Below are 14,412 nucleotides of genomic sequence, written 5' to 3'. Positions count from 1 at the left end.
GAACAACAACGCCACTGGCAAGGGAGACCGTATCGATGCCCGCTCGGATCACCGCCGAAGAGGCCTTCCGGCGACTCGCCGAAGGGCTCGGCCACAGTGGTGCCGTTAACTTCTTCGATACCCTGGTGGAACGGCTGGCCCAACTGCTGGCGACCGATCATGTGCTGATCGCCCGGGTCTGCGAGGGCGAGGCCCATACACTGGCCGTCTGGTCGCGGGGTCACCACCGGCCGAATATTCAGTATCCGCTGGCCGGCACCCCCTGCGAGGCGGTCACCTATCAGCAGGCCTGCCTGCATCCCCGTGACGTCCAGGCGCGATTTCCCCAGGATGTCATGCTCCAGGAGCTCGGCGCCGAGAGCTATCTGGGCCTGCCGCTGCTCACCGTGGACGGCGACCTCCTGGGGCTGCTGGCCGTGCTGGCCAACCGTCCCATGGCGCCCAGCGATCAGGAGCACGAGCTGCTGCGCATCGCCGCCATCCAGGCCGGCGCCGAACTGGGCCGGCGGGAGGCCGAGCATGCCCTGCGGGCCAGCGAGCGCCGACTGGAGACCCTGCTCAACCACCTGCCCGGCATGGCCTACCGCTGCCTCAACGACGCCAACTGGACCATGCTGCTGGTCAGCCAGGGGGCCGCCGAGCTGACCGGCCATCCCCCCGAGGCCCTCACCCACAACCGACGGGTCAGCTACGTCGAACTCATCCACCCGGACGACCGCCAACGCGTCGACGACGCGGTGCAGGAGGCCGTCGCCCGTCGCGAGCCCTTCCGCGTCGTCTACCGCCTACAGACCGCCGACGGCCACCTGCGCTGGATGTGGGAACAGGGCCAGGCCATCTTCGATGCGACGGGCCGAGTGGACTGCCTGGAGGGCTTCATCACCGACGTTACCGAGCAGCAGGAGGCGCAGCGCGTGCAGGAGGCCGTCACTCAGGTGGCCGCGGCCGTGAGTAGCCGGACCGGAGACGACTATTTCCATCAGCTGGTGAGCACCCTCACCCGCCTTCTCGAGGCCGATGCCGGGTTCGTCGCCCTACTGGAGCCCGTCGCCGGCGCCAACCGCGAGGCCACGCCCGGCCACCCCGCCGAGCCCAGCATGAACCTGGTCAGCGCCCTGGTCGATGGCCGCCCCCTGGAACGCTACCGCGCAGCCCTGGCCGGCACGCCCGTTGCGGCGCTGCTCGACGAGCAGGAAATCATGCAGCGACAGGCCAGAGCCCCCGGCTTGCCGGGCTTCCCGGCGGACACCCGCGCCTGGATCGGCCGCCGGCTGGACGACGCCCAGGGCAAACCCATCGGGCTGCTCATGGTGATGTACCGCCAACCGCCGGAAACGGACGCCTTCGCTACCTCGGTGCTGCGCATTCTCTCCAACGGCGCCGCCGCCGAACTGGAACGCCGCGGCGATCATCAACGCATGCACCAGCTGGCCTATACCGACGGCACCACCGGCCTGCCCAACCGCATCCGCTTCATGGAGGACCTGAACCGCCAGCGACAAGCCGCCGAACGCGAGCAGACGCCGTTGGCACTGCTATTGCTCGACATACGCCGCTTCAAGGAGATCAACGACACCCATGGCTATAGGGTCGGCGACAGGCTGCTCGCTGCCCTCGCCGCGCGCCTGCGGCGAGCCCTGGCGCCGCACGAGACTCTGGCCCGACTCTCCAACGACGAGTTCGCCCTGCTCGTACCTCGGGCCACGGCCACCACGGTAGAGGAATGCCTGACACGCATGCGCCGCTCAGTGGGCCGCCCCTTCAATCTCGACCAGCATCGCTTCTCGCTGACAGTCAGCATCGGCACCGCCCAGTATCCGCGAGACGCCGTCTCTTCTGAGGATCTGTTCAAGTTCGCCAGCATCGCTCTCTATCACGCCAAGCAGCACACCGACGGCACCTGTCCCTTCGATGCCACCATGACCCAGGCGCTGCAGCGCCGACAGCAGATGACCGAGCGCCTCCATTGCGCCATCGGTGAGCGCCGGCTCGCGCTGCACTATCAACCCAAGTTCGACCTCGCCACCGGCAGGCTGGTAGGGGCCGAGGCGCTATGTCGCTGGCACGACGAGGAATGGGGCTGGATCAGCCCCGGGGAGTTCATCCCACTGGCCGAGGAGCGCGGGCTAATTCGCCTGCTGGGAGACTGGGTGCTCGAGGAAGCCGCCCACCAGCTGGCCGCCTGGCGGCGCGACGGCATGGCGCTGCCGGGCCGGCTGTCGATCAACGTCTCGGCCCAGCAGTTCGCCGATCCCGACCTGGTGCGGCGCATCGCCAGCCTGACCCGCCACACCCCGGCCTCGGCCATCGACCTGGAGCTGACGGAAAGCGACGTCATGCACGACGCCGAGCAGGCCATCGAGATCACCCGCTCGCTGCGCGACGCCGGCTACACGCTGTCGATCGACGACTTCGGCACCGGCTACTCGTCGCTGGCCTACCTGCGCCGCTTCGCCGCCGATACCCTCAAGATCGACCTGTCCTTCGTGCGCGAGATGCTCGACGGCCCACACGACCACGCCATCGTGGAAACCATCATTGCCATGGCCCGCAGCCTCGGCATGCAGACCGTTGCCGAAGGCGTGGAGACCCCGGAACAGGCCCGCAAACTGGCCCGGCTGGGCTGCGACCAGGCCCAGGGCTTCCACTTCGGCCGCCCCCTGCCACCCGCCGACTTCGCGGCGACCTGGGGCAGTGCCATGGGCTCCCAGTAGTCAACCATGCGGAAAGATATCAGCGGGGCCGGGGCGCCATCGAGAGTCTCTGAATCCTCTCGAAGCGCCCCTCCGCGGAGAAGGTCAGGCGAAAGACGCCATGCACGCCGTCGCGCGTCACCACCCGGCGCAGCGCCTCGGCAGGGAAGGCCACGCTGCGCCCGTCCAGGCTGCGGGTATGCACGACGCCAGCCCGGCCTTCGTAGTGGGCCAGGCAGGCGTCGGGGGTGAGATCGAGGGTAATGTCGATGGTGGGCATGGTAGTAAACCGTCACTCAGAAGGCACTCTCTTAGCAAGATCTTTGTTCAGCGCTGCTTGCTGTCATGCCATGCTGCGTCATTCACCGGGCCAACATACATCTGCGCTGCCCAGGAGAAAAGCACGTCATACCCCTGAAGCCCTTTTCTCCTCGACGGCTGAAAACATGAGCGCCATGTCCCGACAAGCCTTTTCAACCTGTCGCTTCTCCTCGGCAGAAAGTTCGGTTTCCCACGACTTCAAGGGGTCACTGGAACCGACATAGTTATAGACAGTATCGGCCTCTAACAAATCGCCCGGCATGCCGATAGACTCCCGCCCAAGACCGACTTTGGCGCACACATCTTCGAAAACACTAGCATGATCCGACATCAGACTCTCAAAGCTGACATAAATCGCCGAATCACCAAGGCGGGATACCGCATTATAGTTCCTTTTCAACCAAGACTTGGCAATATAATAAACATTCCCACCTGGAAAAGACCGTTCACATTTCGCATGCAGACTGATATCTTTCACTATCTCCCAGGTATCTTTCTCCTCACTCCACCTCATCCCACTTTTACGTTGACGCCCCATCTTCTCCAGATGCTTCTTCATGCTGGCAACGTAGGAATAGACTTCCCTTATCACCACAACAGGAATCAGGCGCCCCGCAACCCTTGAGAGCTCTTCTACCTTATCAAGAAGATTGGGAGACTTGATCAGATAGAGGAAATCATTTCTAGCCACATCACTGGCACTTCCTCCATCATTAATGATAGAAAGGGCCCGATATTTGGCCAGCATCTCACCAAACCTTACCGACCGTTCCACTCGCCCCACAGAAGAACCCGCCTCGTCGAGATGGATAAAATTCTCAAACTCGTAATTCATCTCCCAGCCCAACCAATTGACACTTGGACTATAACTCAACAGCTTCGCCAGAGCACTCGTCCCCGAACGATGACACCCCGTAACAAAGACGACGGGGTTCATATTCAGGTTTACCTGCGGTATCTTGCTCATAACTCCTCCCCAAAAGCACTGAAGACAGGGCAATCCGAAGAGATGCTTACCCTGTCTTCTCGAAAGACACCAGAGCAAACGAACAAATAGGTAGCCGTCGCATTAAACCTTCCCTCTGGGGCATATCCATAAACTTCCAGACAAGCCTTTATCTCTTCAAAAGCATCTTGCTTGGCCGCCTCGACATACAACACAGGCCGATCCTGTGACAGGATGCGATGAGCCCCCTTCAGGACGCTCATTTCCATACCCTCTACGTCAATCTTCATGACGCCGACTTTCACCCCTTCCTTTGCCGCCACCGAGTCGGCATCGAGAAGACGAATATCACCTCCCTGATTCTTACGGAGGCTCGCCATTCCTATATTCCTTGCATCATAAAATGACAGCTCGGCGGCCCCTGGAACATCGGAGAGACCGGCATTGTAGCAAACGACCTTGGAAGCGATGCCATTGACCTCTACATTCTTTAACAGCGTTTCGAATGTCTCTGGATGAGGCTCGAAAGATACGACCTTTTCGGCACCACAGAACCTTGCAAAGAAAATGGAGTGATTGCCAATATTAGCTCCGACATCAAAGACCGCACCACCGGAAAATCTTTCACGAATATCCTCCAGCATCGCCGACTCATAGAAACCTTTATTATATCGAATCAGATTCTGTATATGATCTTCTTGATTGGGAAGAGCGAAATGAACCATCTCTCCTCTATAAGGAAAAGAGAAGTCATGCTGAACAATTGCTCCTTCCCCACCCCAGACGGGGCCGTAGAAACTCAGCAGCCTGCTGATACTCCGATCGTTGCCCCCACCTCCGACATTAGAGTGCCAGAGTCCTCGATCTTCCTCATCTGGCCATTCGATTAAATTAAGATCATACGATGCCCGCTTTGATTTGGCACCCGCTTTCGAGGCCATCCAATATAGCCAAATATCATCGGCATCAGGACAGAGTTCCATGAAACGCTCGCTATTAGTAACGTCCTCATGGAAGACTCCAGGGGGATACAGGACACCACCACAGCCGGTAGGCATGATCAGACCATCGGCGACCTCGTCACTTCCGACCTCCCATTTCCAATCCCGATAGGCGATGGGCATGCCTTGCGAATCTAGCTTCATCTTATGGGCACGGTGCGCCACAATGTTTTTATAATTTCCATCCCAACTCTCAACCAGACCCTTCAGCCAGCCAGGCTCATAGAAGATATCGTCATCAGCCGTCACAATAAAACTTCCCGGAAACTCGGCAAGCGCCGGGATGATTTTTTTGTAAGACTTGAGGTCCTGACAGAACCTGATGATCAAGCCATATTGTTCCAGCTCCCGAACAGCCTCTGGAAGCTCAACCCGCTCTTCCTCGGCGATCCACAGGATTAGACTGTCTGGACGCATTTCCTGATATATCAAGCTGCGAAGAGTAAGATGCAAGTTATCGAATCTAGCCTTATGCGAGGTCAGAGATACAACTAGGTGGCCAGGCAACGAATGGTTCGATTCCATAGTAGCCAACGGCGCCTGCTCAATATGGCACATGAGTGTTTGAATGTCGCCGCTGGCATTTTCAGGCGCCCACCCCCTACTTGCCGAAGCATCCAGTAGCTTCTCCTCTTTCAAATAAGAGGCAGAAGCGCCCTCTCCCAGATCTTCAAGTAGCGCATACGCTAGATCTCTCACTCCCGCCAGGGAATGCATAAGGAAAGCGAGCTTGAGACGTTCCTCTGAAATCAGCCCTTTCATACGCGCCTGGTCAGGTACGAATAGGGCTTCCGATGCATGCAGCTCAGAGGCTTGGCGATCTCTGACGGACACATCGTCAGGGAAGTGGCTGACTTTATTCTCGCTGATAAAACAATAGAAACGGAAACCATAACTTTCGAGGAGAGGGCAGACGCGCGCAAAGTCCGGCTGCCGCTTCAGCACTGGTTGAAACGCCAACCTGACTTGAATCGCCAACGTATTCTGCAATGCAAGTGCTGCATTCTCGATGATACCCAGGCTATCGTGGCTCGCATCCAGAGCGAGGAAATCGATGTTAGGCAGCCCCTCGATTCCGTCGAGTGCCACCGTCGGTATCTCATGAGTCTCTATACTCTCGACATCTTCGAGAGGCGGCAGCGTGCTGGACTCCAGCCCATCACCAAGATGAAGCGTCACAGGACGGCCATCGCCCAGCGCCGTATAGGGAAAGTGCTGAATCTCACCGTACTGGGCGAGATGGTCCACCGTCGCCATCCTGCCGGCCGGGTCGAAGCTCAGCATGACGACCCGGCCACTGCCTAGCAGCTCACGCGCATCGGGCCTTGAGGCCAGAACAGCGCCGTTGTCCACGGCGAGGATGGGGGTCTCGAGCTCCCAGTCGAACCCCTGGCTCGAAGGTGCCAGGGCCAGCTTGATCGGCGCCTCCTCATCGGCAAACTGCGCCGCACCGCTCTTGCCGAAACTCAGGGCCTCCGGCACTTTTCCTTCACAGTGACGCTGCCAGATAGCTCGCAGCGCAGTAGTCAGATGGCGGGCGAAGCGCGGCCCGTCGCAAATGGGCGAATCCAGCAGAATGGTGCGAAGGGCGGCGCGAATATACGCCAAGTTGGGTAGATCATTTGCCAGCTCCTTCGCCCGCGCGCGGAAGTCCTCCCAGCTATCGGTGACCAGCTCGGGCAGCCCGGCATTGGCCAGGTGGGTGGCGCTATGGCGACCGGCGAAGGTCGGCCCCGTCCGCGTGACGACGGGCACGCCCATCAGCAGCGATTCACAGGTCGTCAGGCCACCGGAGTACGGCCAGGTATCCAGCGCGATATCGATGCGCTGGTAAGTCTCCAGAAACTCTGCGTGCTTGGCAGGACCCTCCAACAGGAGCCGGTCTTCACTGACACCATGTCCGGTGAAGGTGGCCGTGATCTTGTCACGGAAACGCTCGCTTTCGAACTGGATCCCTCGCAGCAGCAGCTTGCTGCCAGGAACTTCCTTGAGCAGGGTCGCCCATTCTGCGAGCAGGGGAGCCGACAGCTTGGCGGGGTTGTTCAGGCAGCCGAAGGTGACATAGCCGTTGGCCAGGGCGGGCAGCCCGTTGCAGTCGGGCGCATGGCGAGGAATGTGGTAGCAGATATAGTCGTCGGGCAGACGGATCAACTTTTCCGTGTAGCGATCATCGACGCCCTCGGGAGTTTCGATGTGATCGCTCAGCAGATAATCGACACTCTCGAGCCCAGTGGTATCGACTAGGCCTCCAACCCACTTGACGATCAGAGGAGCGGGCTCACGTGTTAACGTACGATACCGACTCCCGTCTCCGGCGCCGTTGAGATCGATCAGGATGTCGATCTCGTCGTAGCGAATCTTCTGATCTAGCTGGCCATCACTCAACCCTTCGATGGACTGCCAACTGTGCGCCAGCAACTGGATGGACTGGGTCAGCTTGTCGATGTACTGGTTAGAACTGTAGAACATCAGCTCGAACTGATCGGCAGACAGGTTCTGCAGGGCCGGAAGAATCATCTGCCCGACCGGGTGCGTCCGGAACCCGCCCGACAGCAGACCGACACGCAGCCGCTTGCCGGCATCGCGCGTCGTGGAGGCCCGTCCTAGTGACGAACGCTCGCCGAACTGCCTATCCCAGTCGACGGCCATCCGAAAGAGATCATCGCCGCTGTACACTGGATCGTAGTGGGATGTCATCCAGAGATTCGAGTGTACCTTGCCATTGGCCGGGTCCAGTTCGACTTCCCTAACAAAATGTTTTTTCGCCGCATCATAGTCGCCCTCTTTGGTGAAGAGCGAAGCGATATGATTATGCACCCCGACCCGCCTCGGATTGACTTCTTGAAGCTTCCAAAGCGTGTCCATCGTCTCGTCGTGCCTGGAAAGCTGATCAAGGATTCTAGAGCGCCATAGCAGTCCTTCCTCATGGCGGTCATCCAACGACATGAGGCGGTCATTGACCTCCAGGCCACGGCTATTCTGACCAAGTTGATGGTAAGCACGACTCAGCCAGGCCAGGGCCACGACATTCTCGGGCTCATCCGAGACGACGCTCTCCAGCACCTCCACGGCTTGAGCGGCCTTCCCCGCCAACACCTGGTACTGCGCCAGCTTCAGCCGATGATCGGCGCTTGGCTCCTTGACGAGTTCGACCGCTCGCTGCATCGCATCGACGGCCTCATCCAGCCGCTCCAGCCTTCCCAAGGCATTGGCATGCCATTCATGTGCTTGGGGAGAATCCGGCGAACGCTGCACCAGGGCCGCGGCCACCTCGAGGGCACGAGGGTAGTCCCCGCGAGAGAAGGCCGACTCGAAGGCCTTCGCATCGGCCTGCTTCAGGCCATGCAAGGCCTGTGGACGTTGGTTGTTCAATGGACGACTTGTCTTTTTCCTGGCCATGGGCACACCACCTTGCCGGTCGATTTCGAAGGGTCTCGCGGGATGCTGACCACGATAGCGACGGCATGCCACGGCCACTCGGCCGAATACCCCTCGAGAGAAGCTACTTTTCCGCGGCTTTAGGCCCTGAAACGCAAAGAGGCCGGCCCCGAAGGGCCGGCCTCTTGTGTCCACGGCGTCAGGCCGTGATACCGGGCGATGCTTAGCCCAGCAGGGACAACACGCTCTGCGGCGTCTGGTTGGCCTGGGCCAGCATGGAGGTACCGGCCTGCTGGAGGATATTGGCCTTGGTCATGTTGGACACCTCCTCTGCGTAGTCGGCGTCCTCGATGCGAGAGCGCGCCTCGGTCAGATTGGTGCTGTTGCTCTCGAGATTCTGGACCACGGAGTCGAAACGGTTGAGGGTCGCACCCAGGGTCGCGCGCTGGTCGTCGATCTGCTGCAGGGCGGAGTCGACGGAGGTGACGGCCGCCTGAGCGTTGGAGAAGGAATCCACGCTCAGGGAGTTCACACTCAGGTCGCTTGCCGTCATGGTCACGGTATCGACGTCGATCTGGTCGGCGGCAGCCGTGTTGGCACCGATCTGCATGCTCAGGGTGGCAGAGTTGCTCAGCAGCTCGGTGCCGTTGAACTTGGTGGACTCGGCGACACGAGTGATCTCGGCGACTCGCTCATCGATCTCCAGCTGGATGGAAGAGCGGTCAGCCGCGGTGTTGGTGTCGTTGGCACCCTGCACTGCAAGCTCACGGATACGCTGCAGGTTGTCGCTGATCTGGTCGAGGCCACCTTCCATGGTCTGCACCAGGGAGATGCCGTCGTTGGCGTTACGGCTGGCCTGGCTCATACCGGTGATCTGGGCGCTCATGCGGTTGGCGATGGCTTGGCCAGCAGCATCGTCGGCGGCACTGTTGATACGCATGCCGGAGGAGAGGCGCTCCTGCGCCTTGGCCAGCATCTCCTGAGAGTTGCTCAGGTTGTTCTGGCCGATCAGAGAAGTGATGTTGGTATTGATCACGGACATGGTGATTACCTTCCTAGCTGTTGAGGGCTCCAGCGGCGGAGGCCCGTTTCGGGACTGATTGACGGCCCGACATTGGGCCCTGCCACAACGGCGCCGTTGGCCGTTACTCCCTATAACGGTGTCTCACCAAGAAACTTTAGGGCGCGGCAAGCATTTTTTTGGTTTTCTGCAAGGAAGGTCGCTTATGTGCGAACGGCGTCCACAACCGCCCCAAACGCGTCGCCCCGGGCATCGTGACGATGCCCGGGGCGACGCGTTCTCAAGCGAGCAACATCCACATCAACTCTGCTGGTTGAGCATACTCAGCTGCTGGGAGAGATAGGCGCTGGTGGAATTCATCTGGGCAATCATGCCATCCAGTTGGCTGAACTGGCTGCGATAGCGCTCCACGGTGCGCTCTATCCGCTGTTCGGTGCGATCGAAACGGTCCTCGAGACGCCCGACCTGGCTCTCGGCAGTATCGATGGCGCTCTGGATCCTCCCCTCACTATCGAGCATGTTGTCGAGGCTGCCCGCCAGGCGGCCGGCGAAGCCGCCCTCCTCTGTCGTGCCGGCGAAGAAGTCCTGCAACCCCTGTGGATTGTCGGCGATCACCTCGTCCAGCTTGTCCTCGTCCAGCTCCAGACGCCCTTTCTCGTTAAGGGAGATCCCCACGGCCGACATGATCTCCAGGTCGCCACCGCTGACAGGATTGGTCAGGTCGCGACTGAGCTGAGACTGGATAGCGCGCACCGTGCGATCACCCACCAGCTCGCCAGCGGTTTCCACGTCGCCCGTAGCCTCTGTCATACGCCCAACGGAGGACTTCATCTCGTTGTAGGCCGACACGAACTTCTGCACCGACTCCTTGAGCGACTCGGTATCCGGCTCGACCACCAGGCCCATGGTCTCACCGGCAGACGAGGGCTCCAGCTCCAGTGTCACGCCTTGGATGGCATCCTCCACGGTATTGCTGGTACTGGTGATGGCGATGCCGTTGATATCGAGCGAGGCATCACGACCGGCCTGCTTCGTGCTGGCATCACCGGCCAGAGTTCCACTGGCAAAGGACATGCTCTCGATACCCGCATCGGCACCGCTCTCCCGCGAGCTGAGCACCAGACGCGAGCTGGTTCCATCGTTGATGATGGAAGCATCGACGCCGGCCGTATCATCCGCGTTGATGGCATCGCGGATGTCCTGCAGGGAGGCGCCCTCCGCCAGGCTAATGGGGCCGCTGGTGCTGCCATCACCGAACGTGAGGGTCAGTTCGTCGCCGCCCGCGCCGACCAGTTCAGCGCCAGGGTCACTCACGCCCTCACTGGCCAGGCTGCCGGCCCGCGCCGTCTGATTCACGGTGATCTCATAGCTTCCCGCACTGGCATCCTCGCCGACGGTGGCCGTCATGCCCTCGCCCTGTACATTCGCCGTAAGGTTGGTGAAGGTCGAGGCGTCGTTGAGCTTGTCGATCGCGCCCTGCAGCTTCTCGAGGCCGGATTGCAGCCTGCCATAGGCCGAAATCTTGGCCTTCTCTTCCGTTCTCTGCTCCGAGATCGGCACAAGCTTCTGCTGTTCGGCCGAGCGCAGCTGATCGAGCAGGCCATTGAGATCGAGACCGGACCCAACGCCGAGTGCTGAAATGCTAGCCATGACATTACCCCTCCATGAGCGACTGAACGATTCTGCCAAGGCTTATCGGCCGCTACACGAGAATCTTTAGCAACAATCTATCGTCTCTCGACATAGAGGGCCAGCCGCGGACGGCGCCCATGGCCGGCCGACGATGATCACTCTCGCCATGAGTCGACATCCTCCAGCCCTAGACCTGGTGGTGCAGCGCCGCATCTCCTCCTTGCATGGCGATGGCTTCCTCTGCCCAGAATGGCCTTTGCCATAGCGGGTACAGCGCCAGCCGCACGGTCTGGCACGCCGCCGACTCTGGCAGCTCTCGAGAGGGGGCTGCCACTGGGCCACTTGATCGAGGCCTTCCATCACGGGTGACAAAACGTCTGTCACCCAGGTGGCGATACGCTCCCCGTAGCTCTCAGCCAGTTCGGCCTCCGCTTCGGCATAGAGGCGCTCAGCAAGTTCTCGACTCGACGATACATCGCGAGAAAGGGGCCTCCGCACGATGGCTCCAGACCGTGTCGGGCTTCAGTTTAATTCGTAAATGCCGATACAGCCTTTGCAATTCACTCACGCAGAGTGCATCTGCCTGCTCGACGACACTCCCCACGTACAAAAGCGGAGACTGCATGGACGCACCACGCCTCAAGTCCTCACCGAACAACCGTCTGGAAGCCATTTTCCAGGCTCTGCAAGATGCCCACCTGGATGCCGCCGAACAGTCGCAAACCTCGTTGAACCGAATGCCGGAATACTTCATGGCTGTGCGGGTGGCCGACCATTTCGCTCGCCATTTCCGCAATTTCGGCTACCGGCTGGAGCCCCAGGTCAAGCAAACCTTCGAGGACTCCGACCTTTGGCATTCCGCTTCCGAAGAGCTTGGTAAAGATCCGGACCTCCGGCCCGATGGACGTTTCGATCTGGTGTTGCGCACCGGCAAGCGAAACCGCCCGGCTCATGTGCTGGAGTTCAAGCGCGGCGGCAAGCTGGAAGCCCTGTCCCACGATCTACGGCGTCTCGCCGCCGTGTGCCGGCATGCCGGTACCGAACGACTCAAGACCAACTATCTGGTTTTCACTCGCAAGTGCCGCGGTACCGCCGCTGGCGATGAGCAAGACATCGAGCGGCTGCGAAGCACCCTGGCGGACTTGGAAGGCATCCAAGGCTCGGTGCATGCCAGTGACCCTTTGACTCCCTTCATCAATCGGCATCAGGAAAGGGTCTCAGGAGCCGCTTTCCGAGTGATCGTTGTCGAACTCAAGGCCATTTGAGGAGCGTGGGCGGCCGTCACACGTCCAGGTCATCCAGCACGCCCGAGGCCGCCTCCTGCAGCGTATGGGGCAAGACGCGCTTCACCGCTCGTATTGTCGACATGCCTGTCAGCACGCTGGCGAGTCAAACCGAGACACCTCCCCATCACGACAAAGCCCGGCACATGGCCGGGCTCCGTCGATGAGGTCATCGCCTGGGGATGAGGTCACTGCCTGGGCAAGACGGCTCAGACAAACTCCGCCTCGCGGTTCGGCAGCGCCGGGCGCGAGGTGCCGCCGCCCAGGGCCGCGGTGTCGCGCTGGCTGAGGGTAAAGCCGCCCACGGCCTCGGCCAGTCGGTCGGCCTGGTCCTTGAGCTGCTCGGCGGCGGTGGTCGACTCTTCCACTAGGGCGGCGTTCTGCTGGGTCATGCGGTCGAGCTCGGAGACCGCCACGTTGACCTGGCCGATGCCGTCGCTCTGTTCGCCGGTGGCGGCGGTGATCTCGCCCAGCACGTCGGCCACCCGGGTCACGCTGGCCACCAGTTCCTCCATGGTCTCGCCGGCGGCGCGCACCTGGGCCGCACCCTCCTCGGTGCGGGTCGCCGAGGTGTCGATCAGTGCCTTGATCTGCTTGGCCGCCTCGGCGCTGCGGCTGGCCAGCTGGCGCACCTCGCCAGCCACCACCGCGAAGCCGCGGCCCTGCTCGCCGGCCCGAGCCGCCTCTACCGAGGCGTTGAGCGCCAGCAGGTTGGTCTGGAAGGCGATGCTGTCCATCATGGTGACGATCTCGGCGATCTGCCGCGAGGACTCGGTGATGCCGTCCATGGTCTTCACCACCTGGCCCACCGCCTCGCCGCCGCGGCGCGCTACCTCACTGGCCGACTCCGCCAGGCCGTTGGCCTGCCGCGAGGAGTCCGCGGTGTGCTCCACGGTGCTGGTGATCTCCTCCATGGAGGCGGAGGTCTGCTGCAGGCTGGAAGCGGCGTTCTCGGTGCGCCGCGACAGGTCCTGGCCACCCTGGGCGATCTCGGTGGCGGCCACGTGCACCGATTCGCTGCTGTCGCGGATGGTCAGCATCACCGACTCCATGCGCGAGACGAAGCGATTGAAGGCGTTGGCCAGCTGCGTGACCTCGTCGTTGCCGTCCTCGGGCAGGCGGCGGGTCAGGTCGGCCTGGCCGCTGGCCACGCTTTCCATGGCGTCGCGAGTGGCCAGCAGCCGGCGGAAGGCGACCTTGAGCAGCGCCCCCAGGATCACCGCGGCGCCCAGGGCCACCAGCACCAGGGTAATCGCCGAGGCGCTCATCATCCCACGCAGCCCGGCGGTCGCCTCGTATTCGTCGAGGGCTACGCCCAGCTCCCAGTCGGTGCCGGCGATGGGCGTCACGGCGAGCCGCTTCTCGGCGTCGTCGACGGCGATGGCCTCCCAGCTGCCAGCCTCGTCTCCCAGACGCTGAACGAGTGACGGCGTCAGCCCCTCGCTGACCCGCGTCAGGGGCTCCAGGGTCAGCTCGCTGTCGGGATGCGCGATCAGGGTTTCCCCTCCGCTGCTCAGGAAGGCGAAGCTCGAGGGTGTCGGGCGAATCGATCCGACCTGCTCGATCAGCTTGTCGATTCTCACGTCGCCACCGATCACACCGAACAGCCGGCCATTGCGCATCACCGGTGTGGCGATGGTCACCACCACGCTGCCGGTATTGGCATCCACGTAAGGCAACGACACGATGGTCTGTTCCTGCTCGGTGGCGGCACGATACCAGCTACGTTGACGAGGGTCGTAGTCATCGGGCGGCACCCAGCCATCGGAAGAGATGTGATTACCATCGGGCTTGCCCAGGTAGGCCGACAGGAAACCGCCGGACTCGGCCAACTGGACCAGCGCCTGTTCCATCCCATCGCCCTGAACCGGCTCCCGGGCCGCTTCGATCATGTGGGTACGAGCCGAGACCCATTCCTCGATGGCCAGCGCATTGCCTCGCGCAACAGAATCGAGCTGCTGGGCGATCTGGTCGTCATTGTGGGCTCTCACGGTGAAGTAGCTGGCCGCGCCGTTGATGATCAACGCCACGGCGATCACCACCAGGGTGGCGATCAGGATTCGCAATCGCAGGGAGGTCAGCATCGTCTCTCTCATGGGTGGGGAGGTGGTTCTTGTGGCACGGCCCCCGGGTGCCA

The 14,412-nt window shown here is 61.4% G+C and carries 8 protein-coding genes; 2 read left to right on the top strand and 6 right to left on the bottom strand.

Features of this window, described 5'->3' with window-relative positions; genetic code table 11:
- Window positions 1-35 precede the first annotated feature (35 nt).
- Complete coding sequence (locus ACGTN6_RS04305) at window positions 36-2,714, top strand: bifunctional diguanylate cyclase/phosphodiesterase (protein ID WP_394590034.1); 2,679 nt, start codon at window positions 36-38, stop codon at window positions 2,712-2,714.
- A 19-nt stretch (window positions 2,715-2,733) separates the two neighbouring features.
- Here ACGTN6_RS04305 and ACGTN6_RS04300 read toward each other — a convergent pair whose 3' ends face one another.
- From ACGTN6_RS04300 to fliD, 5 genes are all read right to left on the bottom strand, one after another.
- Complete coding sequence (locus tag ACGTN6_RS04300) at window positions 2,734-2,973, bottom strand: DUF2835 domain-containing protein (RefSeq protein ID WP_394590033.1); 240 nt, start codon at window positions 2,971-2,973, stop codon at window positions 2,734-2,736.
- 126 nt (window positions 2,974-3,099) lie between these two features.
- A complete protein-coding gene (locus ACGTN6_RS04295) occupies window positions 3,100-3,981 on the bottom strand; it encodes a sulfotransferase (RefSeq protein ID WP_394590032.1) in 882 nt (293 codons plus the stop codon).
- Window positions 3,978-8,360: an FkbM family methyltransferase gene (locus ACGTN6_RS04290; protein ID WP_394590031.1), complete on the bottom strand. Its 4,383-nt coding sequence runs from the start codon at window positions 8,358-8,360 to the stop codon at window positions 3,978-3,980. The genes ACGTN6_RS04295 and ACGTN6_RS04290 overlap by 4 nt, the downstream gene beginning before the upstream one ends.
- Window positions 8,361-8,562: 202 nt before the next feature.
- Window positions 8,563-9,381 carry a flagellin N-terminal helical domain-containing protein gene (locus ACGTN6_RS04285; RefSeq protein WP_394590029.1) on the bottom strand — a complete coding sequence of 273 codons (819 nt, stop codon included), beginning with the start codon at window positions 9,379-9,381 and terminating at the stop codon, window positions 8,563-8,565.
- 279 nt (window positions 9,382-9,660) lie between these two features.
- Window positions 9,661-11,010 carry a flagellar filament capping protein FliD gene (fliD, locus tag ACGTN6_RS04280; RefSeq protein WP_394590028.1) on the bottom strand — a complete coding sequence of 450 codons (1,350 nt, stop codon included), beginning with the start codon at window positions 11,008-11,010 and terminating at the stop codon, window positions 9,661-9,663.
- Between the two features lie 605 nt (window positions 11,011-11,615).
- Between fliD and ACGTN6_RS04275 the strand changes: the two genes are divergently transcribed.
- On the top strand, window positions 11,616-12,257 hold the full coding sequence (locus tag ACGTN6_RS04275) for a hypothetical protein (protein ID WP_394590026.1): 642 nt from the start codon (window positions 11,616-11,618) through the stop codon (window positions 12,255-12,257).
- A gap of 227 nt (window positions 12,258-12,484) precedes the next feature.
- Here the strand turns inward: ACGTN6_RS04275 and ACGTN6_RS04270 are convergent, their stop codons facing one another.
- Complete coding sequence (locus tag ACGTN6_RS04270; RefSeq protein ID WP_394590025.1) at window positions 12,485-14,359, bottom strand: methyl-accepting chemotaxis protein; 1,875 nt, start codon at window positions 14,357-14,359, stop codon at window positions 12,485-12,487.
- Between the last annotated feature and the right edge of the window lie 53 nt (window positions 14,360-14,412).

Origin of the sequence: Halomonas sp. B23F22_20 (assembly GCF_043496985.1) — a bacterium.
Lineage (GTDB): Bacteria > Pseudomonadota > Gammaproteobacteria > Pseudomonadales > Halomonadaceae > Halomonas.
This window is presented reverse-complemented; position numbering and strand designations above follow the sequence as displayed.

Excerpts from the sequence above, each read along its gene's own strand:
- ACGTN6_RS04305 (WP_394590034.1), top strand. The coding sequence starts at position 36 with ATGCCCGCTCGGATCACCGCCGAAGAGGCCTTCCGGCGACTCGCCGAA.
- ACGTN6_RS04300 (WP_394590033.1), bottom strand. The coding sequence starts at position 2,973 with ATGCCCACCATCGACATTACCCTCGATCTCACCCCCGACGCCTGCCTG.
- ACGTN6_RS04295 (WP_394590032.1), bottom strand. The coding sequence starts at position 3,981 with ATGAGCAAGATACCGCAGGTAAACCTGAATATGAACCCCGTCGTCTTT.
- ACGTN6_RS04290 (WP_394590031.1), bottom strand. The coding sequence starts at position 8,360 with ATGGCCAGGAAAAAGACAAGTCGTCCATTGAACAACCAACGTCCACAG.
- ACGTN6_RS04285 (WP_394590029.1), bottom strand. The coding sequence starts at position 9,381 with ATGTCCGTGATCAATACCAACATCACTTCTCTGATCGGCCAGAACAAC.
- fliD (WP_394590028.1), bottom strand. The coding sequence starts at position 11,010 with ATGGCTAGCATTTCAGCACTCGGCGTTGGGTCCGGTCTCGATCTCAAT.
- ACGTN6_RS04275 (WP_394590026.1), top strand. The coding sequence starts at position 11,616 with ATGGACGCACCACGCCTCAAGTCCTCACCGAACAACCGTCTGGAAGCC.
- ACGTN6_RS04270 (WP_394590025.1), bottom strand. The coding sequence starts at position 14,359 with ATGCTGACCTCCCTGCGATTGCGAATCCTGATCGCCACCCTGGTGGTG.